Source organism: Streptomyces sp. NPDC002536, assembly GCF_053594995.1.
Map to the genome: position 1 here is coordinate 18,644 of NZ_JBSFWU010000046.1, position 25,929 is coordinate 44,572.

Below are 25,929 nucleotides of genomic sequence, written 5' to 3' on the forward strand. Positions count from 1 at the left end.
TTACGGGGCGCCCCCCGTCACCCCGCCAGTACCGACTCCGCCGCACCCCGCCCCAGGAGTTCGTGCAAGAGCCGCGTGGCCGGCAAGGCGGGGTCGAGATAGACGTGCTCACGCCGGTGGCCGACAACCGCGAGCAGTTTGCGGAAAGTGTCCTTCGCCTCCTCCCGCTGCCCGGCGCGGTGCTGGGCCTGGCCGAGCAGGCCCAGGTGCAGCGGGAGGCGCAAGTGGCTCCTGGACAGCCGCAGTTCGTCCAGGGAGGCGTGCATGAGCGCGAGGCCCTCGGCCTCCCGGCCGGAGTGCGTCAGGGCCCAGCCCCGGGGCAGGCTCAGCATCGCCTTCCAGTAGAGCAGTCCGTGGTCGGCCGCCACCTGTACGCCCTCGTCGGTCGTGGACAGCGCCGTTTCGGCGTCGCCCTCCCAGGCGGCCAGCACCGCGTCCACGTACAGGGCGAAGGACCGGTCGGAGGGGCGGCTCTCGTAACCGGTCAGGCGCAGCAGTTCCGCGCGGCGCCGCGCGGCCGCCTCCCGGTCGCCGAGGAGCCAGTGGGTGAAGGCGTCGTAGGAGCGGCAGGAGACGCGCGGGTCGTGCTGGAAGGTGCGGGCCAGCTCGTGCCCCTCGCGGGCGAAGCGGTCGGCCATCGCGACGGCGTGTTCCAGTTCCCCGAGCGCTTCGGGCAGCCGGCCGCGGAGGTGCAGGACGATGCCCTCGCCGTAGGCCGCGCCGAGGAGGGCGACCGGGTGCTGGGTCCGGGCGGCGATCTCCCGTGACAGGCCGGAGAACTGGCGCGATTCGTCGTAGCGGCCGGTGACCAGAAGTGCTGCGCACAGGGCCCAGAGCACCGACGGGTCCTCGGGGGCGTGCGTGACGGTGCTCAGGGCGCGGCCCCGGCCGAGGGCCGCCTCGGCCTCGGCGTCGCCGTAGCCGCGGGTGGTGGCCAGCACTTGGCCGAGCTGGATGTGCAGCCGCTGCTCCAGGCCGCGGGCCGAGGTGTCGTCGGGCGACAGGTAGCCGACGAGGTGCACCGCACGGCGCAGCCAGGTCTCGACCTGTTCGTACGCCAGGTGCTGCTCGGCGTGTTCGGCGGCGCGCAGCAGCCGGGGCAGCGCCTCCTCGGCGTGGATGGCGTCCTTGGCGTTCCAGGTGTGGTGGGCGACTCGTTCGATCTCCTCGTCCCCCACCACCTCCCCGTGCCGCCGGGCGCACAGGGCCTCGGCGATGCGGGCGTGCAGCCGGTGGCGCTCGTCGCGGGCGATCTCGTCGACGAGCGTCTCCCGCACCAGCGCGTGGGCGAAGTGCAGCCGCCCGGGGTGGTGCGGGTCCTCGCCGAGCAGTTCGGCGCGGATCGCCGACTCCAGTGCCGTGACGACCGGTTCGGCCTCGGTGTCGGCGATGCGCAGCAGCAGGTCCGTGTCGATCACGTCACCGATGACGGCGCACAGCCGCAGGAGGCTCAGGACCTGTTCGGGCAGTGCGGCGAAGCGCTGGCGCAGCGCCTCGCGCACGCCGGTGGGGATCCGGGTGAGGAAGACGTCCGTGGCGCCGCTGTCGTGCAGGCGCCGGGCGTCGCCGAGGAGGGAGAGGAGCTGCATGACGAAGTACGGGTTGCCCTCGCTGCGTTGGTGCAGCGCCTCGACGACGCCGGCGTCCACGCCCGGCCCGGCCTGGGCCTCGACCAGGGCGGCGACGGCGGGCCGGGAGAGCCCGTCGAGCCGCAGCGTCTCGGTGCGGGGGCCCCTGAGGACGTCGGACAGCAGCCGGCTCATGGTGGCGTCGGAGTCGACCGCGAAGTCCCGTGCGGTGAGCACGATGCTCAGCGAGCGGCCCTGGCGGCGGGTGCCGAGCAGGGCGAGCAGTTCCAGGGAGGGGGTGTCGGCCCAGTGCAGGTCTTCCAGGAGAAGCGCGATCGGGCGCTTGTCGGCCAGGGCGACCAGGACCTCGCAGACCGCGTCATGGGTGAGGAAGCGGGCCTGGGCCCAGTCGGCCTCAGAGGCCGGCAACGTCTCGGGACCGGCGAGCCGTTCGGGCATCAGCGGGGCCAGGAGTGTGCCGAAGGGGGCGGTGGCGGCGCGGAAGGCGTCCGGCCGGGCGGCCGAGAGGCGGCGCAGGACCTGGGTCCACAGCCAGTAGGGCGGGACGCCCTCGCCGGGGTGGCAGTGGCTCCACACCACGTCGAGGTTCTCGTAGGCGGTCTCCAGGCCGGGGGCGAGCTCGGTCAGCAGCCGGGTCTTGCCGACGCCGGCCGGGCCGAGGACGGCCGCCACGTGGCCGTGGCCGGTGAGGGCGCCCGCCGCGGCGGTCACCAGGCGGTGCAGCTCCTGGTCCCGGCCGACCAGCGGTGAGGGGACTCCCCCTCGGGGCCGGTCCGGCTCCGAGGCGGCTGCGGCGGAGGGTGCTTCGGCCGCGGGCTCGGCGGGCGGTACGGGCAGTACGGGCGGTACGCCGCCGTCCGGTTCCGCGACGGCCGGCTCCTGGCGGAGGATCGCGGTGTGCACCCGCTGGAGTTCGAGGGCGGTGTCCACCCCGAACTCCTCGACGAGATGGCTGCGGGTGCGCTCGTAGACCTCCAGCGCCTCGGCCTGCCGGCCGAGCCGGGAGAGCGCGGTCATCAGGTGGCCGACGAGCCGCTCGCGGGTCGGGTGCCGGCGCACCTCGCGGTCGAGCTCCGCGGCCACCTCGTCGGCGGCCCCGAGGGCGAGTCCGGCCTCGGCGCACGACTCCAGGGCGGTGAGCCGAAGTTGCTCCAGCCGGATCGTTTCGTCGGCCAGCGGCGGGTGCGCGCCGAACTCCGTGTACGGGGAGCCGTGCCACAGGCCCAGCGCCTCGGCGAGCCGGTCGCGCGCGGTGCGCGGGTCGTCGCGGTCCAGCAGCTGCCGCCCGGCGGTGACCAACTGCTCGAAGCGGCCGACGTCGGTCCGCTCCGGGGCGAGTTCGAGGACGTATCCGGGCGCCCGGTAGCGCAGCACCGAGGGCGTGCCGCCGCCGGCTGCGGGGTCCAGGACGCCGCGCAGGTGGGAGACGTGGCTCTGCAGCGTGGCGACGGCCTGCCGCGGGGGGCCGTCCGGCCACAGCTCCTCGACGAGCAGCTCGGTGGGCACGACCCGGCCCAGGCGTATGAGCAGCAGCGCGAGCAGCGTCCGGCGGCGCGGGGGACCGAGCGGCAGGTCGTCCCCCTCGTGCTGCGCCGTCATGGGGCCGAGGACGCGCAGCAGCGGTCCGGGCGGCACGGCCCGTCCGGTGTGCGGCGACGTGCTCGGCGACTGCGGTGCGGGCATACGGGTTCCTGTCGTTCTACGCGCGGGCTGTGCCGGTGGACAGGGCTCGGTGTGACCGCCCCCCTCCGGAAAGTGATCTTGGCATAGGGAACGAATCATTCCAAGACCTCCAATCAGCCAACGACATCCCAACGGCAAGCAGACGGCAAGGAGTCGGCAAGTGCCGGAGCGCGAGCGGCAAGGCGCCGCCAGCGTCCCGACCAGGCCACGGCAAGGACGGTGACGCACGATGAGGCGACGTCCGGCCGGCGACCCCCCACCGCCGGCCGGACGCTGCGCCGGACCGGACCCCGGCGCAGACCGCACAGCAGACAGGGACCACCAAGCCCCCATGCCATTCGCGATTCTCTTTCCAGGACAGGGCGCGCAGTTCCGGGGAATGGGAGCGGACGTCTTCCACCGCTACCCCGGGCTCACCCGTTTCGCCTGCGACCTCCTGGGCTACGACCTCGTCGCGCTGTGCCGCGACGACCCCGACGGCCTGCTCTCCCGCACGGAATACACACAGCCCGCCCTCTACACCGTCAACGCCCTGCACACCTTCGAGCGTACGCACCGCGAGGACCGGCAGGCCGACTGCTATCTCGGGCACAGCCTGGGCGAGTACAACGCCCTGCTGGCCGCGGGGGTTTTCGACTTCGAGACGGGCCTGCGGCTCGTCCAGCGGCGCGGCGCGCTCATGGCCGCCGCGTCCGGCGGCGGCATGACCGCGGTCATGGACACCCCCGAGGAGCGCCTGCGGGACATCCTCGCGCAGGACGGCGTCGAGGGGGTCGACGTGGCGGGCTACAACACCGACGCCCAGATCGTCGTCGCCGGCCCGTCCGGCGTACTGCGGGACGCGCACGCGGCGCTGCAGCGCCGGGACGTGCGGTGCGTCCCGCTGCGCGTCAGCGCCCCGTTCCACTCGCGCTACATGGAGCCGGCCCGCGCCGCATTCGAGGAATTCCTCCGGCAGTTCGCCTTCGCGGAGCCGGTAACCCCGGTGATCGCCAACGTGACCGGGCGCCCCTACGAGAAGGGCGCGATCGTCCGGACGCTGAGCGAGCAGCTCGTCGCGCCGGTGCGCTGGACGGACAGCATCCGCGGTCTGCTCGCCCACGACACCCCGCTGGAATGCGAGGAAGTGGGCGGCAAGTCCCTGCTGCGCATGGTCGACGGCATCCGCGTCTCCTCCCCTTCTTCCTCTCCTGCTTCCTCCCCCACCCCCGTCTCCCCTCCCCCCGGCCGAAACAGGACGTGAACGAATCGTGGACAGAACAGAGAAGATCCGGCAGTTCGTCGAGGACCGTTTCCTGGTCGAGTTCGGCGGCGACGTCACGGCCGACAGCGACCTCTTCAAGGCCGGGGTCATGGACTCCTTCGGCTACATCCAGCTCATGGGCTTCCTCGAGGACGAGTTCGGGATCGGCATTTCGGACGAGGACATGCTCACGAGCGTCCTCGTCTCGCTCGACGCGATCGACGCCTTCGTGGCCGGAAAGCTCTCCGAACGCCAAGGGGACGCTGCATGTGCGGGATAGCCGGATTCGTCGCGCCGTCGCTCCAGGGCGGCGGCGCGGCGCCCGAGACCGTCACCGCGATGCTGTCGCACATCCGCCACCGCGGGCCGGACGAGGCGGGCTACTACCTCGACGACGGCATCGCGATGGGCATGGTCCGGCTGGCGATCGTCGACCTCGCCTCGGGGCAGCAGCCGATGCCGGACCCCTCGGAGCGGTACTGGATCTGCTTCAACGGTGAGCTCTACAACCACCTCGAACTCCGTGCCGAACTGGAGCGGCTCGGCCGGACGTTCCGCACCCATTCCGACACCGAAGTGGCCCTGCAGTCCTGGATCGAATGGGGCCCCGCGTGCCTGCCCCGCTTCAACGGCGCCTTCGCGTTCGCGATCCGGGATGCGGAGTCGGGCGAGCTCTTCCTGGCCCGTGACCGCTACGGCAAGCGCCCGCTCTTCTATTCCGACCGCCCCGGCGCCTTCCTGTTCGCCTCGGAGATGAAGGCCTTCCGCGCCTTCCCCGGTTTTCGTTTCGAGCTCGACCCCCGTGAGCTCGAAACGATCTACTCCGTGTGGACACCGCTGCCCGACCGCACCCCCTTCCGGGGAATCCGCCAGCTCCCGATGGGCAGCGTCCTCACCGTGCGCGGGGAGCACCGCGCCCTGCACGCCTATGAGGAACTCGGCGTCACCGCGGACCCGTTCACGGGCTCGGAGGACGAGGCGGCGGCGTACGTCCGCGAGACGCTCCGCACGAGCGTCGAGCTCCGGCTGCGCAGCGACGTCGAGGTCGGCGTCTATCTGAGCGGCGGCCTCGACTCGTCCATCGTGACCCGGCTCGCGACGGACCTCTCGCCGTACGAGGTGCGCACGTTCTCGGTGGAATTCGAGGACCGCACCTTCGACGAGTCGAGCAGCCAGCAGATCGTGGCCTCGCACCTGGGGACCCGCCACTCATCCATCGCCGTGACGGCCGCCGACATCGCCGAGGCCTTCCCGTCCGCCGTCTACCATGCCGAAGTCCCGGCGTTCCGCACGGCATTCGTCCCCATGTATCTGCTGTCGCGCCACGTGCGCACGGCCGGTATCAAGACGATCCTCAGCGGCGAGGGCGCCGACGAGGCGTTCCTCGGCTATTCGCTCTTCCGCGAGACGCTGCTGCGCGCGTCCTGGAACGAACTGCCGGACGAGGAGCGGAAGGCGAAGCTGGCCGCCCTCCACCCCGAGCTGGCGCATTTCGGCCCGGCCCACCAGAAGCACATGGCCGGGCTCTTCCGGCAGTTCTCCGCCGAGCAGTTGCCCGGCCTCTTCTCGCACGAGCTGCGCTACCAGAACGGCCGGTTCGCCGCCCGCCTGGTGAAGGACCGTACCGAGCCCTTTGCGGACCTGCTCGACCTCGTCGGCACCACACCGGGCTACGCGGCGCTCTCCCCCGTCCAGAAGGCGCAGTGGCTGGAGTACAAAACCCTGCTCCCCGGCTATCTCCTCTCGACGCAGGGCGAGCGCATGGGCCTCGCGCACGGCGTCGAGAACCGGTGCCCGTTCCTCGATCCGGCGGTGGTGCGGGCGGCCGCATCGGTGAATCTGCGGTTCGACGACGGATTCACCGAGAAGGAGATCCTGAAGAAGGCGTTCCGCGGCGAGCTGCCCGAGGTGAGCATCACCCGGCGCAAGCAGCCGTACAAGGCGCCGGGCAGCGCCGTGTTCAAGGCGCAGCGGCCCGACTACCTGGAACTTCTGCTCTCCGACGCGGAGCTGAAGCAGCTCGACTGCATCGATCCGGTCTTCGCCCGCAAGCTCGTGGACAAGGTCATGTCCACCCCCGACGCGGAGATCAGCACCAAGGAGGACCAGGCGTTCGTCTGTCTGCTGTCGACGGCCGTCCTCCACCGGCAATTCGTGATGAAGAGAGAAGACGTGACGGTCACCCCGTCGGACGCCGAGCTGAAATTGCACACGATCGTGGACAGGCGGGGCGCATGAGCACGAACGACGTCGCCATCATCGGCCTGGCCCTGAAATTCCCCGGCTCGGACACGCTTGAGGAGCTCCTGCAGCACCTCGTCGCCGGACGGTCGCTCATTTCCGAGGTGCCGGCCGAGCGCTGGTCGAAGGAACGCTGGTACGGCAGCCCGAAGGGCGGTGCCGAGAAGACCAGCAGCATCTGGGGCGGGTTCGTCGAGCAGGCCGACTGCTTCGACGCCTCGTTCTTCAACATCTCCCCGCGCGAGGCGGAGAGCATGGACCCGCAGCAGCGATTCGCCCTCGAACTCGCCTGGAAGGCCATCGAGGACGCCGGATACCGCGCGAGCGAATTCGCGGGCACGAAGACCGGCGTCTTCATGGGCGTGTGCCACGCGGACTACGCGGAGCTCATGGAGCGCGAGGGCGTCAGGACCGACGTCTACTTCCCCACCGGCACCGCGTACTCCATCATCGCCAACCGCATTTCGTACGTCCTCGACCTCCAGGGGCCGAGCATCACCAACGACACGGCGTGCTCGTCCTCGCTCGTGTCGGTCTACGAGGCCGTCTCCGCACTGCAGAACGGCGAATGCGGCCTCGCACTCGCCGGCGGCGTCAACCTGTGCTGGTCGCCGAAGCACTTCGTCGCCTTCAGCCAGGCGAGCATGCTCTCGCGCACCGGCCGCAGCCGCGCCTTCGACCAGAGCGCCGACGGCTACGTGCGCGGCGAGGGCGGCGCCGTGCTGCTGCTGAAGCCGCTCGCGCAGGCGGTCGAGGACGGCGACCCGGTCCACGCCGTCATCAAGGGCATCGCCACCAACCACGGCGGCAGGACCAGTTCGCTCACGGTCACCAACCCGGCGGCACAGTCCGACCTGATCCAGGGCCTCTACGACCGGGCGGGCATCCGCCCGGAGACGGTCTCGTACATCGAGGCGCACGGGCCGGGGACGCCCGTCGGCGACCCCATCGAGATCGTCGCGCTCAAGCGGGCGTTCGCGAACCTCCACGCGGCGCAGGGCACCGAGGCGGAGCCCGGCACCTGCGGCATCGGCTCGGTCAAGACCAACATCGGGCACCTCGAAGGGGCCGCGGGCGTCGCCGGGATGGTCAAGGTGATCGGCGCCCTGGCGACCGGGACGCTCCCCGCGACCGTCGGCTTCGAGGTGCAGAACAAGCTCATCAAGCTCGACGGCAGCCCGTTCACCATCGTGGGCGGCACCCGGCCGTGGCCCGCCGCGGCCGGCGGCGCACCGCGCCGCGCGGGCGTGAGCTCGTTCGGCTTCGGCGGGACGAACGCCCACGTCGTCATCGAAGAACACCGCGTCTTCGAAGAACACCGTACCGGCGGGACCGGCGAAGCCGAATCCGCCGAGGGGCCGCACATCGTTCCCCTCTCCGCCAAGACCCCCGAGCGGCTGCGTGCCGTCGCCCGCGCCCTCCTCGGCCACCTCCGCGCGCCGGAGCCCGGCGACGAGGTCGCCGCCGCGCTGCGCCCGCCGCAGGCCCTCGCCGACATCGCGTACACCCTCCAGTCCGGCCGCGAACCGATGCCCGCCCGGGTGGCGTTCGTCGTCGCGGACACGGCGGAACTGCGCACGGCGCTCGCCTCGTTCGTGAACGGCACCCTCGGCGACGGCAAGGCCCACGGCGCGGACGACGACACGGCCACCCGCTGGGCCGAGGGCGGCACCGTCGACTGGGCCGAACTCGGCAGCACCGGACGCCGGTTGAGGCTCCCCACATACCCGTTCGCCCGGGAACGGCACTGGTTCAGGGCGCCGGAGACGACATCCGGCCGACAGGCCGTGCTCCACCCGCTCGTGCACCGCAACACCTCCGACCTCTCCGAGCAGCGCTACAGCTCGGCCTTCACCGGGGACGAGCCGTTCCTCGCCGCCCACCAGGTGCGCGGGGCCCGCGTGCTGCCCGCCGTGGCCTACGTGGAGATGACCCGCGCGGCAGTCGAGTACGCCACCGGCGGCGGAGCACCGCTGCGGCTGCGCGACGTCGCATGGCTGCGGCCGCTCGTCGCAGGCGGCGCGCCGGTCGACGTCCACGTGGGACTCGTCCCCGGCCACGACGGCAGGATCGCGTTCGAGGTGTACTCCGGCCCGTCGGCCGACGTCCACAGCCAGGGCACCGCCGAACTGTGCGCTTCAGAAGAGCCGTTGACACTCGACCTCGGCGCCCTGCGCGCCGCGTGCCCCACGCCGCGTGCTGCCGAGGACGTCTACGCGGCCTTCCGCGAGCAGGGCCTGGAGTACGGGCCCGCCATGCAGGGCCTGAGCGAGGTCTTCCTGGGGTCCGGGGAGCTGCTCGCCCGCATCGAGCAGCCCACGGCGACCGGCGCGGACGACGGCTTCGTGCTGCCGCCAAGCGTGCTGGACGCGGCCTTCCAGGCCTCGCTGGTCCTGATGGCGGAGACCGCGGACGCACCGGCCCGCGGTCCCGTCCTGCCGTTCGCGCTGGAGCAGGCCGACGTCCACGGCCCGTGCCCGTCCGAGACCTGGGCCTGGGTGCGGCGGCGCGAAGGCAGCGGCGTCCTCGACACGTTCGACATCGACCTGTGCGACGCCGACGGCGTCGTCGCCGTCCGGCTGCGCGGCCTCGTCCAGCGGGCGGCCACCGAGAAGACCGGCCGCATCGTCACCGCGACGAGCGGGTGGACCGATGCACCCGTGGAGCAGGGCGCCGCCGCCACGCTGCACGGCTTCGTCGCCGGCAAGGCCGCAGCACCCGCGGACGGCATCGTGCTCACACGCCTCCCCGACGTCACGCCCGACCGGCTCGCCGACGGCGTGGACGCCGTGCTGCACACCGTCTTCGCGCAGGTGAAGGAACTGCTGACGTCCCGGCCGGGCACCGCGCAGCGCTGCGTCGTCCTCGTCGACGACCGGGTGCCGCGGCACGTCCACGCCCCGCTCACCGGCCTGTTCCGCACCGTCGCTCTGGAGAACCCGCTCGTCACCGGCCGCGTGGTGCGCGTCCCGCAGCTCGGCACCGCAACGCCCGGGCGACTCACGGACGTTCTCCGCGCGGAGGCGGCCGACACGGCACCCGACGCCGAGATCCGCTACGCGGCGGACGGCACGCGCCAGGCGTGGCGCCCGATCACCACGGACCCCGCCCCCGGCGACGGCCCGGAGGTCCCGCCGCTGAAGGAGGGCGGCGTCTACTGGCTGACCGGCGGACTCGGCGGCCTGGGACGGCACTTCGCCCGCTACCTCGCACGCTGCTCGGGCACCACCGTCGTGCTGAGCGGCAGGACCGCCGACGAGGAGGCCCTGGCCGCACTGCGCGAGACCGGGGTCGATGCCCACTTCGTCCCCGCCGACGTCACCGACAAGCAGGACGTCGAGCGCGCCGTCCGCACGATCCTCCGCGAGCACGGCTCGCTCGACGGGATCGTCCACGCGGCAGGCGTGCTGCGCGACGCGTACGTCCTGCACAAGGACGCGGACGACCTGCCCGCCGTGATGGCACCGAAGGTGCGCGGCGTGCTCAACCTCGATGCGGCGACCCGCGATCTGGCGCTGGACTTCGTCGCCGTCTTCTCGTCCGTCGCGGGCGTCTACGGCAACTCCGGGCAGTCCGACTACGCGGCGGCCAACGCCTTCCTGGACGCCTTCGCCGGGCACCGGCAGACGCTGACGGACGTCGGCGAGCGGTCGGGCCGCACCGTCGCCGTCAGCTGGCCGCTGTGGGCGGACGGCGGGATGACGGCGGACGCCGTGACGCAGGAGGCTATGCGCCGGCAGCGCGGCTGGGAGCCCCTGCCGACGGAGCCCGGCCTGCGCGTGTTCGGCCACGCCCTCGGCGACGGGCCCGGGCATGTCGTCGTGGCGTACGGGGCGGACGCGACCATGGCGCCCGAGGGGCGCACCGTCGCTGTCACACCGTCTGCACCATCTGCACCATCTGTGGAGCCGATCACCGAGGGCGATCTGGCGGAGCGAACGGCCGTCTTCCTCAAGCGACTTCTGGGCGAGGTGCTGCATCGCGACCCGGAGACGATCGACCCGGAGGTCAATCTCGTCGAGTACGGGATCGACTCGCTCAGCATCCTGGAGACCACCGGACGTCTGGAGGACGTCTTCGGCCCGCTCTCGAAGACGATCTTCTTCGAGTACGTCAACATCGAGGGCGTTGCGGGGTACTTCGCCGAGGCGCACCGTGAGAAGCTCGAAGCCGTCCTCGCTGCGCGAGCAACCACGGAGGGCCCGCAGTCGGCGCACCGCCCAGGGGCCCGGGGCGAAGCCGCGGGAACGCCGTCCGCGGGTGCGTCGTGGCCGGGCGCGCAGTTCCCCGCGCCCCTGACGGGGCGCCGCAAGATCCGCCGGACAGGCTCCACGGCCCCGCAGGCCGAAGTGGCCGCCGCGCGCGACGGCTACGACGACTACCACGACATCGCCATCATCGGCATCTCCGGCCGCTACCCGGGCGCCGAGACGCTCGACGAGCTCTGGTCCGTCCTCGAAGAGGGCCGCCACAGCTTCGAGGAGGTCCCGCGCGACCGCTGGGACCACGACGCCCTCTACAGCCGCGACCGCGACGTCCTCGGCAAGAGCGTCATCCGCACGGGCACCTTCCTGCGCGGCATCGACGAGTTCGACCCCCGCTACTTCCGCATCTCGAAGCGCGAGGCCGAGCGGATGTCGCCGGAGGTGCGGCTCTTCCTGCAGGCCGGCGTCGAGGCCCTGGAGGACTCGGGGTACTCACGGGAGACGATCCAGCGGCAGTACCAGGGCGACGTGGGCGTGCTCGTCGGCACGATGAGCAACCACTACAACCTGTACGGCTTCCAGAACAACCTCACGCGCGGTGCCCCGGCGAGCGGCAGCTACACGGGGACGCTCCCCAACATGCTGTCGTACTTCTACGGGCTCACCGGCCCGTCGGTCTTCCTCGACACCATGTGCTCGGGATCGTCGACGTGTGTGCACCAGGCCGTTCAGATGCTGCGCAACCGCGAGTGCCGGATGGCGGTCGCGGGAGGCGCGAACCTCCTGCTGCACCCGTACAACCTCGTCTCGTCGTCGCAGGAGCACTTCACGACCGCGACCTCGGACGTGATCCGCAGCTTCGGTCTCGGTGCGGACGGCACGATCCTCGGCGAGGGCGTCGGCGCCGTCGTCCTCAAGCCGCTCGTCGAGGCCGAGCGCGACGGCGACCACGTGTACGCCGTCATCAAGGGCACCGCCCTGTCCAACGCCGGTGTGCGCAACGGGTTCACCGTCCCGAACCCGCACATGCAGGCGCGCGCGATCGAGAAGGCCATCGAGGACGCGGGCGTCGACCCGCGGACCATCACCTACGTGGAGGGCCACGGGTCGGGCACCTCGCTCGGCGACCCGATCGAGGTCAAGGCGCTCACCACCGCCTTCCGGAAGCACACGGACGCCACGCAGTTCTGCGCGCTCGGCTCGGTGAAGTCCAACATGGGCCACCTGCTGCACGCGGCCGGCATGGCCGGCCTCGCGAAGGTGCTCCTGCAGCTCCGCGAGGGCACCCTCGTGCCGTCGCTGCACAGCTCCGAGCTCAACCCCGACATCGACTTCGCCGCCACGCCCTTCCGGGTGCAGCGCGAACTCGCCCCGTGGGAGCCGGTGACCACGACCGAGGGCGGACGCACGGTCGTCCACCCCCGGCGCGCCGGCATCACCTCGATCGGTGCGGGCGGGATGAACTCGCACATCGTCCTGGAGGAGTACGTGCCCGCGGCCGGCGCACCGCGCCGGGAGAACGACGGGCGCGCCGAGCTCTTCGTCTTCTCCGCGATGACCGACGAGGCCCTCGCCGCGTACCTCGCCCGCTTCCGGGAGTACCTGGCCGGAGCCGACGAGGCCGATCTGCCGGCGATCGCCTTCACCCTGCGCGTGGGCAAGAACGAACTCCCGTGCCGCTGGGCCTTCTTCGCCCAGGACGCGCACGAAGCCGCCGAAGCGATCGGCCGCTACCTCGCGGGAGACCGCGACCTCGCCGCCGCCCTCGCGGGCGACGGTCCGCGGGCGGCGACGGCGCGCGAGCTCGCCACCGCATGGGTGGGCGGCAGGCGCACCGACTGGGACCTGCTGGACGACTCCCGCCCGCAGCGGCGCGTGTCCCTCCCGGCGTACCCCTTCGAGAGGGTGCGCTGCTGGGTCGAGCAGGAGGACGGCGCGCCGTCCGTGCTCGCGCCGCTCGCCCTGCGCGACAAGGTCCACCCGCTGCTCGGCCGCAACGAGTCCGACGTCGACGGCCTGCGCTACGGCCTCGACGTCCACCTCGGCGACCTCGCCGACTACGGGCTGCGGAACGGCCGGACGCCCGGGATCGTCCCGACGTTCGCCGTCGACATGGCGTTCGCCGCGGCCCGGGTCTCGGGCTTCGCCGCCGACGCCGTGGTGAGCGGCCTGCGCCTGTCCGGCCCGGCCGACTGGACGGGCACGGCGCGCCTGGTCACGACGTTCACCCCGGCAGGCCGGCGGTCGGCCTCCGGCGTCGTGTCGGCGGAGGACGCCTCCGGGGCCCGCGTGCCCGTCGCGCAGTTCACCGTGCACCCGGGCGACGGCCGGACCGCACCGCACGAGCCGCTGCCCGTCGCCGGCCTGCGGCGCGACGCGCTGCGTGTCCTCGGCAAGGAGGACGTCCTGGCGGAACTGGCCGAAGGCGGCACGGAGTACGAGCCGTTGTCCTCCGGCCTCACGGAGGCGTACCGGCTGCGGGACGGCCGGATCGTCCTCGGCGTCGCCGCGCCGGAGCTCCAGCGCGACCACGCCCGGCGCAACGTCGCCCTCCCGCCGTTCGTCCTCGCCGCCGTCGCGCAGGCGGTCCACCTCGCGGCGCAGGCCGTGCCGCGCCGGATCGACGAGGTGCGGCTGTACGGCGACGCCGCCGAAACCGCCTATGTGCTCTGCGAGTTCGCCGCGGGACGCATCCGGCTGCTGAGCCGGAGCGGGGCGGTCCTGGGCGAGTTCACCGGGGTGCACTGCGACGAGGAGGCGGTGGTACCTGCGGTGGCTGTGCCCGCGCAGGCTCCCGCCGACAGCGTGCTTGCCTCCGTCGTCGACGAGCTGCGGGACATCGCCGCAGGCATCCTCAAGTTCGAGGCCGCCGAACTGGACGTCCACACGACGTTCGACGCCTTTGGCTTCGACTCGATCTCGCTGGTGTCGTTCGCCAAGCAGGTGCAGGAGCGGCTCGGCGCCGACCTGAGCCCGGCGGCGTTCTTCGACGTGAACACGTTCGACGCGCTGGGCAGGCACCTGGTCGCGGACCTGGGTGCGCAAGTGCCGGCCTCCGAAGCCGAGATGCCGGAGACCGCCCCTGTCTCCGCCCCCGACGGATCCCCGATGCGGATCGCCGTCATCGGTGCCGCGGGCCGCTTCCCCGGCGCGCCCGACCTGGCCGCGTACTGGGCGAACCTCGCCGACGGCAAGGACTCCGTCTCGGAGTTCCCCCTGCACCGCTACGACGCCGCCTACCGTGCCGCCGTCGAGGCGTCCGACTTCCCGCGGCACGCGGGGGTCCTGGACGACGTCGACGCATTCGACGCGGCCTTCTTCCAGATCTTCCCGCGCGAGGCGGAGCTGATGGACCCGCAGCACCGCCTCGCCCTCGAAACGGTCTGGAACGCGCTGGAGGACAGCGCGTACACGCCCGCGGACCTCCCGAAGAACACCGGCCTTTTCCTCGGCGTCTCGGGCACCGACTACGCCGGCCTCCTCACGGCGTACGGCACACCGCCGGACGCTTTCACGTCGACGGGCAACGCCCACTCGATGCTCGTCAACCGCATCTCGTACGTGCTCGACGTGCGCGGCCCCAGCGAGCCGGTGGACACGGCCTGTTCGAGCTCGCTCGTCGCCGTGCACCGGGCCGTGGAGGCCATCCGCTCGGGGGCGTGCGACGTGGCGGTGGCCGGCGGGGTGAACCTGCTGCTGAGCGTCGACACGTTCGTCAGCGCGCACCGCGCCGGGATGCTCAGCCCGGACGGCCGCTGCAAGACCTTCTCGGCCGACGCGAACGGCTATGTGCGCGGCGAGGGCGTCGGCGCCGTCGTCCTCAAGCCGCTGGACGCGGCCGAGCGGGACGGCGACGCGATCCTGGGCGTCATCGTCGGCAGTGCCGAGAACCACGGCGGCCGGGCCAACTCCCTGACGGCACCGAACGCGGACGCCCAGGCCGAGCTCGTCACGGCCGCGATGGGCGGCACGGACCCCGACACCATCGGCTACATCGAGGCCCACGGCACCGGGACCGCGCTCGGCGACCCGGTCGAGGTGCGCGCGCTGCAGACCGCGTTCCGGCGGCTGGGGAGCAGCAACCACGGTGCCTGCGGGCTGGGTTCGGTGAAGACGAACATCGGCCACCTGGAGGCCGCGGCGGGCATCGCCGGCTTCCTCAAGGTGCTCCTCGCGATGCAGCACGGCACCCTCCCCGCGACCCAGCACTGCCGCGAGATCAACCCCCATATCCGGCTCGACGGAGGGCCTTTCCACATCGTGCGCGAGAACGAACCCTGGCAGCGCCTCCGCGACCGCGACGGCGCCCTCGCACCACGGCGTGCGGGCGTGAGCAGCTTCGGCTTCGGCGGCGCGAACTGCCACGTCGTCGTCGAGGAGTACGCACCGGACGGCGACGTCCGTGACGACGCCCCCGCACAGACCGCCGTCGTCGTCCCGCTCTCGGCCCGCACGGGCGAGCAGCTGCGCGACCGGGCGGCGGGACTGCTGCAGTACCTGGAGACAACGGAACGGCCGGCTGCGCTCGCCTCGATCGCCTGGACCCTGCAGGCGGGGCGCGCCCCGATGGCCGAACGGGCCGGCTGGACCGTGGCCTCGCACGCCGAACTGGCCGACGGGCTGCGCGCGTTCCTCGCGGGCGACGGCGGCCGTGCCGCGGAGCCGGGGACGGTGCTCGCCCGCTGGCTCGCGGGGGACGTGCCCGACTGGCGTGCGCAGCACGGGGCGAGGACGCCGCGGCGTGCGCATCTGCCGGCGTACCCGTTCGCGCGGGAGCGGTACTGGATTCCCGGGCGGGAGGCCGGGGTCGAGGCCGAGGTCGAGGCCGGGCCTGCGGTGCGCACGACGCTCCTCACGCCCCGCTGGGCGGAGCAGCGGCCGGTGCGGACCGGGGACGCGCGCCGTGTGGTGCTGCTGTGCGGGGGCCTTGTGTCGGCGCAGGGTGCCATGGAAGGCGTTCGCTGTGTGTCGGTCGAGTCGCCCGGGCTGCGGACCGACAGCCGCTTCGCGGACGTCTCGCGCCAGGTCTTCGACATCGTCCGGGATCTCGTCGCCGAGGCGCACGAGGGCAGGATGCTCGTGCAGGTGCTGACGGACGATCCGGTCGACCTCGCGCTCGGCGGTCTGCTGCGGACGGCGGCGCTGGAGCACCCGTGGCTCACGGGTCAGGTCATCTTCCTTGAGGACGGAGCCCGTTCGGGCGAGGATGTCGCAGCGATCGCTGCGGAGAACACGGCGGAGGACGGCCTCGTCCGCTACCGGGACGGCGTGCGCACCGTATGCACCTGGGATACGGCGGCGCCGCAGCCGGGCGGTGCGGGCGTGCCGTGGCGGGACGGCGGCGTCTACCTGATCACGGGCGGCGCGGGCGGCATCGGTGCCGTCGTCGCACGCCGCATCGCACAGGACGTGGCCCGGCCGGTGCTCGTCCTCACCGGCCGGTCGGCACGGGACGCGCGCATCGACGCGCTCCTCGGCGAACTCCGGGCCGCGGGTGCGGACGCCCGTTACGAGCAGGCGGACGTCTCGCGCTGGGAAGAGGTGCGCCACTTGGTGGCGCACGTCCGGAAGACCGCAGGGGACATCCACGGCATCATCCACTCCGCCGGCGTGATCCGCGATGCGGTGCTGACGCGGAAGACGGCCGAGGAGTGGGAGGAGGTGCTGGCGCCGAAGGTCGCCGGCCTGGTGAACCTGGACCGCGCGATCGGCAGCGCGCCGCTCGGCTTCCTCATCGCCTTCTCCTCCGGCGCGGCCGTCACCGGGAACCCCGGGCAGGCGGACTACGCCACGGCCAACGCGTTCGTCGACGCCTTCGCGGCGGAGCGCGCTACGCGCGTCGCGGCCGGCGAGTGTTCGGGGCGCACGCTGTCGGTCGCGTGGCCGCTGTGGAAGGACGGCGGGATGACGGTCGACGAGGCCGGCCTGGCCTATCTGCGGCAGAGCCGTGGCCTGACGCCGATGGAGTCGGCCGACGGCCTCAAGGCCCTGGCGGACGCGTGGTCGCTGGGCACGGACCGGGTGTGGGTCCACCACGGGGAGACGAAGGCGGAACGCACGTCGAACACCCCGGCACCCTCGGGACGCCTCGCACAGGAGACCCTCCGCCTCCTCACGGCGCTGTACACGCGGGTCACCAAGCTCGCACCGGGCACGGTCGACCCGGACGAACAACTCGGCTCGGCGGGGCTCGACTCCATCACGGTGCTGCAGCTGAACAAGGAACTGACGACGGTGTTCGGGGAGGTCTCGAAGACGCTGTTCTACGAGTTCCCGACGCTGCGGGCGATAGCGGCGCATCTGGCGGAGAAGTACGCACCGGAGGCGCGGGCATGGACGGGGACGGAGCCCGAAGCTGCGCCCCGTAAGGGGCGCGGGGAACTGCGCGAGCAACCACAGCCGACCCGCAGCCGCACGACCGCGGCAGCACCCCCCACAGAGCGCGAGCCCATCGCCATCATCGGCATGAGCGGTCGCTACCCCGGCGCCCTGGACCTCGCCACGTTCTGGGACAACCTCAAGGCGGGCCGCACCGGCATCGGTGAGATCCCTTCCGACCGATGGCCGCTCGACGGCTTCTACGAGCCCGACCGCTCCACCGCCGTCGCCACCGGCCGGAGTTACGGCAAGTGGGGCGGATTCCTCGACGGGTTCGCCGACTTCGACCCGCTGTTCTTCCGGATCTCGCCGCGCGAGGCCTACGCCATGGACCCGCAGGAGCGGCTCTTCCTGCAGGCCTCCTGGGAGGTGCTGGAGGACGCGGGATACGCCCGCGCGGAGCTCGCGCGTCGTCACGGCCGCCGCGTCGGCGTCTTCGCCGGGGTGACCAAGTCCGGCCACGCGCGGCACGGCGCGGCCCGCCTGCCCTCCGGGGAGACGGTCGTGCCGGCCCTCTCCTTCGCCTCGCTGAGCGCCCGCACCTCGTACGTGCTGGACCTGCGCGGCCCGAGCCTGACGCTCGACACGATGTGCTCGGCGTCGCTCACCGCGATCCACGAGGCGTGCGAGCACCTGCAGCAGGGCGCGTGCGAGCTCGCCATCGCCGGTGGCGTCAACCTCTATCTGCACCAGCTGGACTACATCGAGCTGTGCAGCTCGAACATGCTGGCTGCCGGCCCCGAGTGCCGCAGCTTCGGCGACGGCGGCGACGGCTTCGTCCCCGGCGAGGGCGTCGGTGCCGTCCTGCTCAAGCCGCTGTCGCGCGCCCTCGCGGACGGTGACCGCGTCCTGGCGGTGATCCGCGGGACGAGCATCAACCACGGTGGCCGGTCCCACGGTTACACCGTGCCCAGCCCGGGCGCCCAGGCGGAGCTGATCCGCGACGCGCTGACGCGCGCAGGCGTCTCGGCGCGCGACGTCGGCTACGTCGAGGCGCACGGCACCGGCACCGAGCTCGGCGACCCGATCGAGGTGACGGGCCTGACCCAGGCCTTCGAACAGGACACGGCCGACCGGCAGTTCTGCGCGCTCGGTTCCGTGAAGTCGGCCATCGGGCACCTGGAGGCCGCCGCGGGCATCGCGGGCCTCACCAAGGTCGTCCTGCAGATGCAGCACCGGCAGCTCGCGCCGAGCCTGCACGCCGACACCCCGAACCCGAACATCGACTTCGCGCGCACGCCGTTCTTCGTGCAGCGTGAGCTCGCACCTTGGCAGCCCGGACATGGGCCGCGCATCGCGTCGGTCTCGTCGTTCGGTGCAGGCGGTTCCAACGCCCACGTGATCCTGGAGGAGTTCGCCACCGCCGACACCGCCCCGGCGGAGGACGGCCGCGAACACCTCGTCGTCCTGTCGGCCCGGACGCCGGAGCAGCTCCGCGACGCGGCCGCACGGCTGGCCGACTTCCTGGAGCGGAACGACGTCGGCGTGGCCGACCTCGCCTTCACGCTCCGGACCGGGCGCGAGGCCATGAAGGAGCGCCTCGCCACCGTCGCATCGTCCACCGCCGAACTGCGGTGCACACTGCGCGCGTTCCTCGCCGAGGGCGACGGGGCGGCGGGCGTCCACCGCGGGACCGCCGGGCGCACCCGCGGCATCCTCGCGGAGATCGCCGCCGACGAGGACCTCCAGGAGTTCCTCGTCGCGCGCTGGGGCCGGGCGGGCAAGCTCGGCCGGCTCGGCGCCCTCTGGGCCGACGGGGCGGACCTCGACTGGCAGGCCCTGGACGACGGGGCGCCGCGCCGCCGGATCGCCCTGCCCACGTACCCGTTCGCACGCGACCGCCACTGGATCGGCGACCTCGCCCCGGTCGCGACCGGCACCAGCACATCCGCTCCGCCCGCCGCGGAGCCGGAGGAGATCATGAACGTCACGCCCGACGGGCAACTCGCCCGCCTTGTGCGGGAGAAGATCGCCAGGGCGCTCGCGATGCAGGAGCACGAGATCGACGGCGCGCTCGCCTTCGCGGACTACGGCCTGGACTCCATCCTCGCCGTCCGCGTCGTGCACGAGCTCAACGAGGCGCTGTCGCTCGACCTGTCGACGAGTGTCATCTACGACCACAGCACCGCCGACCGCCTCACCGCGCACGTCCTCGCGGAGCACCGCAAAGCCGTGCCCGCCCACGCGCCGCAGGTCACCCCGCAAGCCGCTCCGCGGAGCACCGGGCGTACGCCCATAGCCGTCGTCGGGATGAGCGGCCGGTTCGCCGGTTCCGACTCGCTCGACGAGCTGTGGGACCATCTGGCGGCCGGTGACGACCTCGTCACCGAGGCCACCCGCTGGGACATCCGGGGCTCGCGCTGCACGCGCGGTGCGTTCCTCGACGGGATCGACGAGTTCGACCCGCTGTTCTTCAACATCTCCGGTGTCGAGGCCGCCGTGATGGACCCGCAGCAGCGGCTGCTGCTGGAGGAGTCCTGGAAGGCGCTGGAGGACGCCGGTTACGCGGGCCGGCAGATGAACGAGCGCCGCTGCGGCGTCTACGTCGGCTGCTGGGACGGCGACTATCAGACCCTCGTCGGCGAGAACGCGCCCGCGCAGGCCTTCTGGGGCAACACGGCCTCCTTCGTCCCCAGCCGCATCTCGTACTTCCTCAACCTCAAGGGCCCCGCGATCGCGGTCGACACCTCGTGTTCGAGCTCGCTCGTCGCGATCGACCTGGCGTGCAAGGACCTGTGGGCGGGCGAGACGAGCATGGCCCTGGCGGGCGGCGTCTACGTGCAGAGCACTCCGCGGCTGTACGAGCTGGCCGGGCGTGCCGGGATGCTCTCGCCGACCGGGCGCTGCCACGCCTTCGACCACCGCGCCGACGGGTTCGTCCCCGGCGAGGCCGTCGGCGTCCTCGTCCTCAAGCGGCTGGAGGACGCCCTCGCCGACGGGGACCACATCCACGGCGTGATCCACGGCTCCGGCGTCAACCACGACGGCGCCACGAACGGGATCACGGCGCCGAGTTCCGTGTCGCAGGAGAGCCTGCTGAGCGAGGTGTACGCGTCCTACGGCATCGACGTCGAGCAGATCCAGCTCGTCGAGGCGCACGGCACGGGCACGAAGCTCGGCGACCCGATCGAGTTCGAGGCGCTGACGCGCGCGTTCCGCAAGGGCACGGACCGGACCGGGTACTGCGCGCTGGGTTCGGTCAAGACGAACCTGGGCCACACCCAGCACGCGGCGGGCGTCGTCGGCATGATCAAGGTGCTGCTGGCGCTGAAGAACGAGCAGATCCCCGCGTCCCTGCACTTCGAGGCGGCCAACGAGGCCGTCGACCTGACGGCCAGCCCGTTCTATCTGCCCACGCGCACCCGCAAGTGGGAGGCGCCCGGCGGCGGTCCGCGCCGCGGTGTGGTGAGCTCCTTCGGCGCGAGCGGCACGAACGCGCACTTCGTCATCGAGGAGGCCCCGGCCGCCCTGCGCGCCCGGACCCCGCGCAGCGCCCACCTCATCGTGCTGTCGGCGCACTCGCGCGAGCAGCTCGCGCAGCAGGTGACGCGCCTGGCGGCGCACTGCCGCCGCGAACCGGCCCTGGACTGCGGCGACATCGCCTACACGCTCCTGGCCGGCCGGGAGCACTTCGCCCACCGCCTCGCGTGCGTCGTCCGCGACCGCGAAGAGCTCCTGACGGTCCTGGACGAAGGCCTGGGCGGGGCACGGGCGTTCACCGGCGAGGCGAGGACCGCCGACGGTGCCCCGTCCGCTGCCGAGGCCGTGCGCCGCTGCTCCCCCGCGTCGCCCGCGTACCGCAGCGACCTGGAGACGCTCGCCGCGCTCTACGCGCAGGGCGCCGCGCTCGACCACGACGTGCTGTTCGCGCCGGGAGACCGCAACCGCGTCCCGCTGCCGGCGTACCCGTTCGCCCGCGAGAGCCACTGGGCCGCGCCGACGCCGCCGCGCCGGGCGGCACGGCCCGTCACTGTTCCGGCAGTTGCGACCGTTCCGGCTGTTCCGGCTGTTCCGGCCAGGGGCGCGTTGCACGCGCCCACGACGCTGACCGGTGACGAGTCCGTCCTCCGCGACCACCTGGTGCACGGCCGCCGGGTCCTGCCCGGTGTCGCGCACCTGGAGATGGCCCGCGAGGCCGCGGCCCGCGCGCTCGGTGCCGGCGCCGCGGAACCGCTCACGATGCGCAATGTCACCTGGGTGCGGCCGCTCGTCTGCGACGGCGCGCCCGTCGAGGTGGACGTCCGGGTGAAGCCCGCGCACGACGGCGGGGTCGCCTTCGAAGTGACCGCGGACGCCGCGGTGTTCAGCGAGGGCCGGGTCGCCCGGTCCACCGGTCCGCGCCCGGCGCCGGCCGACCTCGCGGCCCTGCGCGCGGCGTGCCCGGCTCCCGTGTCCGCGGCCCGTATCGGCGAGGCCCTCGTGTCGATGGGCATCACCCACGGCCCGGCGCTCCGCGCGATCGGCGAGGCCCACGCCGGGCCCGGCACCGTGCTCGCCCGGCTCGCCCTCCCGGCCGCGGCCGAGGGCGGTGCGGAGTACGTGCTGCACCCGGCGCTGATGGACTCGGCCATCCAGGCCTCCATGGCCCTGTACCTGGACAGCACATCGGAGGACACCTCGGTGCCCTTCGCCCTCGACCGGCTCGACCTCTTCGCCCCCTGCACGTACTCGATGTGGGCCGTCGTCCGCACCGCGGACACCGAACAGGCGGGCAGCACGGTCGAGCGGCTCGACATCGATCTCCTCGACGCGGACGGCGCGGTGTGCGTCCGCATGACCGGCTACGCCTCGCGCCGCTCCCCCGCGCCGGTGCCCGCGTACTTCGCGCCCGTGTGGGATGCGGTCCCGGCGGCCGAGGGCGGTGTGCGCGTCCCGTCCCGGCAGGACCGCGTCCTGGTCGTCGGCGGAACGGACGCCCAGCGTGCGGCCATTGCGCTCGACCACCCGGACTCGCGGCCGTGGAGCCTCGGTCCGGACGCGTCGGCCGACGAGATCGCCCGCGCCCTGCAGGCCTCGGGCCCGCTCGACCACCTTGTGTGGATCGCCCCCGGCACGGCGCCGGAGCCGGGCGACGCGGCAGGCTTCGTCGCCGCGCAGGAGGAGGGCGTCATCGCGGCCTTCCGCATGATCAAGGCCCTGGTGCGGACGGACCACGACGCCCGCCCGCTGGGCATCACCCTGGTGACGCGGCGCGCCCTCGTCACGCACGAGGGTGAGAACGTCCTGCCCGCCCACGCCGGGCTGCACGGTCTCTTCGGCTCCCTGGGCCGCGAGTACACGCACTGGACCGTGCGCCGCACCGACCTCGACGACACCGTCTGGCCCGCCGGCCTCACAGCCCTGCCCGCGCACTCCCACGGCGACACCTGGGCGCTCCGCTCGGGCCAGTGGCTCGGCCGCCGGCTCGCCCCGTGCGCCACGGGCCCCGCGCCCGCGGCCCCGTACCGCGAGGGCGGCGTCTATGTGGTGATCGGCGGCGCGGGCGGTCTGGGCACGGCCTGGACGCAGCACGTCGTCGAGCGCCACGGCGCCCGCGTCGTGTGGATCGGACGACGGGCACACGACGCCTCCATCGAGGCCCAGTTGCGTGCCGTCCACGGCCGCGGCGAGGTCCACTACATCGCGGCCGACGCCACCGACCCCCTGGCGCTGCGCCGCGCCCACGCCGAGATCAAGAGCCGCTACGGGCGGATCGACGGCGTGATCCAGGCCGCGCTCGTGCTGCGCGACCAGACCCTGGCCGCGATGGACGAGTCCGCCTTCCGCGCGGCCCTGTCGGCCAAGGTCGACGCAAGTGCCGCCATGGCACAGGTCTTTGCGGGCGAACCGCTCGACTTCGTCCTGTTCTTCTCCTCGCTCCAGTCGTTCAGCACGGCGGCCGGGCAGAGCAACTACGCGGCCGGGTGCACCTTCGCCGACTCCTACGCGCACCTGCTGTCCCGGCACTGGGCCTGCCCGGTGAAGGTGATGAACTGGGGCTGGTGGGGCAGCATCGGCAGCGCGGCCTCCGACTTCCACAAGCAGCACATGGCCCGGTGGGGGCTGCTGTCGATCGAGCCGCCGGAGGGCATGGCGGCCCTCGGCACGCTCCTCGGCGGCCCGCAGGCGCAGGCCGGGTTCGTCAAGGTGACCGGGCTCGACGCCCTCGAAGCGATCGACCCCGCAACGCGGGCGACGGTGTACGGGCGGGCTGCCGAGCACATTCCGGCCCACGCGGTCACCGCACGGGCCGCGGCGCCGGACGTGCGCGAGACGCTGCGGGCGATGGCCGAGTGGCGCTCGGCCGAACGCGACCCGATCCTCGCCCGGATGACCCGAGCCCACCTGCAGGCGCTCGGCGCCGTCCCGTCGGGCCCGCACACGGACGTCGCTGCGCTGCGCGAACGGGCCGGAATCCTCGACCGGTACGCGACCTGGTTCGACCACGCGCTGCGCATGGCGCCCGACGCCGTCCCGCCGCTCGACGTGCTCACCCGCGAGTGGGACGAGCGCCGCGCGGCCTGGTCCGCCGACCCGGACAAGAAGGCCGAACTCGCGCTCGTCGACGCCACGCTGCGCGCCCTGCCCGACATCCTGACCGGCCGCACGCGCCCGACGGACGTCATGTTCCCGCGCGGCTCCGTCGAACTCGTCGAGGGCTGCTACCGCAACAACCGGGTGGCCGACACCTACAACCGGGCCATGGCCGACGCCGCCGTCTCCGTCGTGACGGAGCGGCTGCGCCGCGAACCGGGAGCGCGGCTGCGCATTCTGGAGATCGGCGCCGGCACGGGCGGCACGAGCGTGGGGATGTTCGCCGCGCTGCGCCCGTTCCAGGAGCACATCGAGACCTACACCTACACGGACCTGTCCAAGGCCTTCCTCAATCGGGCGCGGAGCGAGTACGGGCCCGACGTGCCGTACCTGACGTGCACGCGCTTCGACGCGGAGCAGCCGCTGGCCGGCCAGGGCATCCCCGCGGGCAGCTTCGACCTCGTCATCGCCGCCAACGTCCTGCACGCCACCAGCGACACGCGCAACACGCTGCGCAACGCGAAGGCGGCGCTGCGCGACGGGGGTTGGCTGCTGCTGAACGAGCTCGCGCAGTTCGACGTCTTCAGCCACCTCACGTTCGGCCTGCTCGAAGGCTGGTGGCTGTTCGAGGACGCGTCCCTGCGCATCCCGGGCTCGCCCGCGCTGTCGCCGGAGAGCTGGCGTGATGTCCTGCACGGCGAGGGCTTCCCGTCGGTGGTGTTCATGCTGCCGGAGGCGGATGCGCTGGGGCAGCGGATCATTGCGGCGGAGAGCGACGGGGTGACGCGCCAGCGGGTCGCCCTGCGGGCGGCCAGGACGACGACGGTGCCCGCGCAGGCATCGGCGCCCGTACCGGCTTCGGCCCCGGCGCCCGTTGTGACCCCGCAGGCCCCCAAGCCCGTGCCGCAACTACCCGTCGCGGACCGCGGCGAGACACTGACCGCGTACCTGCGCGAGAAGGCCGCAGACACCCTCAGGATCCCCGCGGAGAAGATCGACCCGACGGTGCCGCTGTCGCACTACGGCATGGACTCGATTCTCGTCCTGCAGCTCACCAACGCGCTCCGCGAGGACCTGGGCGAGGTGTCGTCCACACTGCTCTTCGACGCGGAGTCGATCGAAGCGCTCTCGGCGCACTTCCTCGCCACGGGTGGCGAGCGTGTCGATGCGCTGACGTCGCGGCTGCGGCCCGACGTCCCCGCCGCCCCGGCCCCCGAACCGGCGCCCGCGGCGGCAGGGCTCGGCATGCTGTTCCGCACGGCGGCCCGGACGGGCAAACTGGAGCGGATCAGCGCGCTGTTGACCGCGGCCGCGGAACTCCGGCCGACGTACGCGGCCGGCGGCCCCGAGCCGGAGACCATGCGGCTCGCGGACGGCGCCCGTGACCTCCCGCTGGTCTGCGTGCCCTCGCTGATCGCGCCCACCGGGGCGTACCAGTTCCTGAAGTTCGCCGCCGCGCTGCGGGACCGGCGCGAGGTGTGGACGGCCGCCCTGCCCGGCTACGGCACCGGCGAGCCGCTGCCCGAGACCCTGGAGGCGGCGGCCGACCGGCTGGCCCGCACCCTGCAACAGCGGTTCGCCGGGCGGAGGTTCGCGCTCGCGGCCTACTCGTCGGGCGGCTGGCTGGCCCACGAGACCGTCCGGAGGCTGGAGGCCCTGGGCACCCCGCCGGCCGCGCTGGTCCTGCTGGACTCCCCCGGGTCGACCGGCACGGCGATGTGCCGCGGCATGGCCACGATCACGCGCCGGCTCGTCGACCAGTTCCCGCAGCTGCCCGTCGAGGACGACCAGTTGACGGCCATGGCCTGGTACGCGGAGCTGTTCGACGGCTGGCGGCCCGGCCCGGTGGCCGCCCCCACCCTGTTCGTCGGGGCGCAGCAGGAGTGCCTGCAGGAGGTGCTCGGCGACGGCCTGCCGGACTGGCGTCCCGACTGGCACCTGCCGCACTCCCGCCGCGAAGTGACGGGCAATCACTTCTCGATGCTCGAAGAGGACGCCACCACCACCGCCGCAGCCGTCCACCAATGGCTGACCGAGCACGTCGGTTGACCGGATCGCCATCCCCCACTGATTCAGG

General features: G+C 72.9%; 5 protein-coding genes. 4 read left to right on the forward strand and 1 reads right to left on the reverse strand.

Translation table 11 applies throughout. The features are described 5' to 3' along the window. Positions 1-17: 17 nt before the first annotated feature. On the reverse strand, positions 18-3,272 hold the full coding sequence (locus ACWD4B_RS18505; RefSeq protein WP_451421714.1) for an ATP-binding protein: 3,255 nt from the start codon (positions 3,270-3,272) through the stop codon (positions 18-20). Between the two features lie 331 nt (positions 3,273-3,603). Between ACWD4B_RS18505 and ACWD4B_RS18510 the strand changes: the two genes are divergently transcribed. From ACWD4B_RS18510 to ACWD4B_RS18525, 4 genes are read left to right on the forward strand one after another with little or no spacing between them, the layout of a single operon-like run. Next, a complete protein-coding gene (locus tag ACWD4B_RS18510; protein WP_451421715.1) occupies positions 3,604-4,515 on the forward strand; it encodes an ACP S-malonyltransferase in 912 nt (303 codons plus the stop codon). Positions 4,516-4,522: 7 nt separating this feature from the next. Then, positions 4,523-4,795 (forward strand): acyl carrier protein, encoded by a 273-nt coding sequence (locus ACWD4B_RS18515; RefSeq protein ID WP_451421716.1) that lies wholly within the window; start codon positions 4,523-4,525, stop codon positions 4,793-4,795. Then, positions 4,783-6,753: an asparagine synthase (glutamine-hydrolyzing) gene (gene asnB / locus ACWD4B_RS18520; RefSeq protein ID WP_451421717.1), complete on the forward strand. Its 1,971-nt coding sequence runs from the start codon at positions 4,783-4,785 to the stop codon at positions 6,751-6,753. Before ACWD4B_RS18515 ends, asnB begins: the two co-directional genes overlap by 13 nt. After that, on the forward strand, positions 6,750-25,901 hold the full coding sequence (locus tag ACWD4B_RS18525) for an SDR family NAD(P)-dependent oxidoreductase (RefSeq protein WP_451421718.1): 19,152 nt from the start codon (positions 6,750-6,752) through the stop codon (positions 25,899-25,901). Before asnB ends, ACWD4B_RS18525 begins: the two co-directional genes overlap by 4 nt. The last annotated feature ends 28 nt before the right edge of the window (positions 25,902-25,929 follow it).

Excerpts from the sequence above, each read along its gene's own strand:
- ACWD4B_RS18510 (WP_451421715.1), top strand. The coding sequence starts at position 3,604 with ATGCCATTCGCGATTCTCTTTCCAGGACAGGGCGCGCAGTTCCGGGGA.
- ACWD4B_RS18505 (WP_451421714.1), bottom strand. The coding sequence starts at position 3,272 with ATGCCCGCACCGCAGTCGCCGAGCACGTCGCCGCACACCGGACGGGCC.
- asnB (WP_451421717.1), top strand. The coding sequence starts at position 4,783 with ATGTGCGGGATAGCCGGATTCGTCGCGCCGTCGCTCCAGGGCGGCGGC.
- ACWD4B_RS18525 (WP_451421718.1), top strand. The coding sequence starts at position 6,750 with ATGAGCACGAACGACGTCGCCATCATCGGCCTGGCCCTGAAATTCCCC.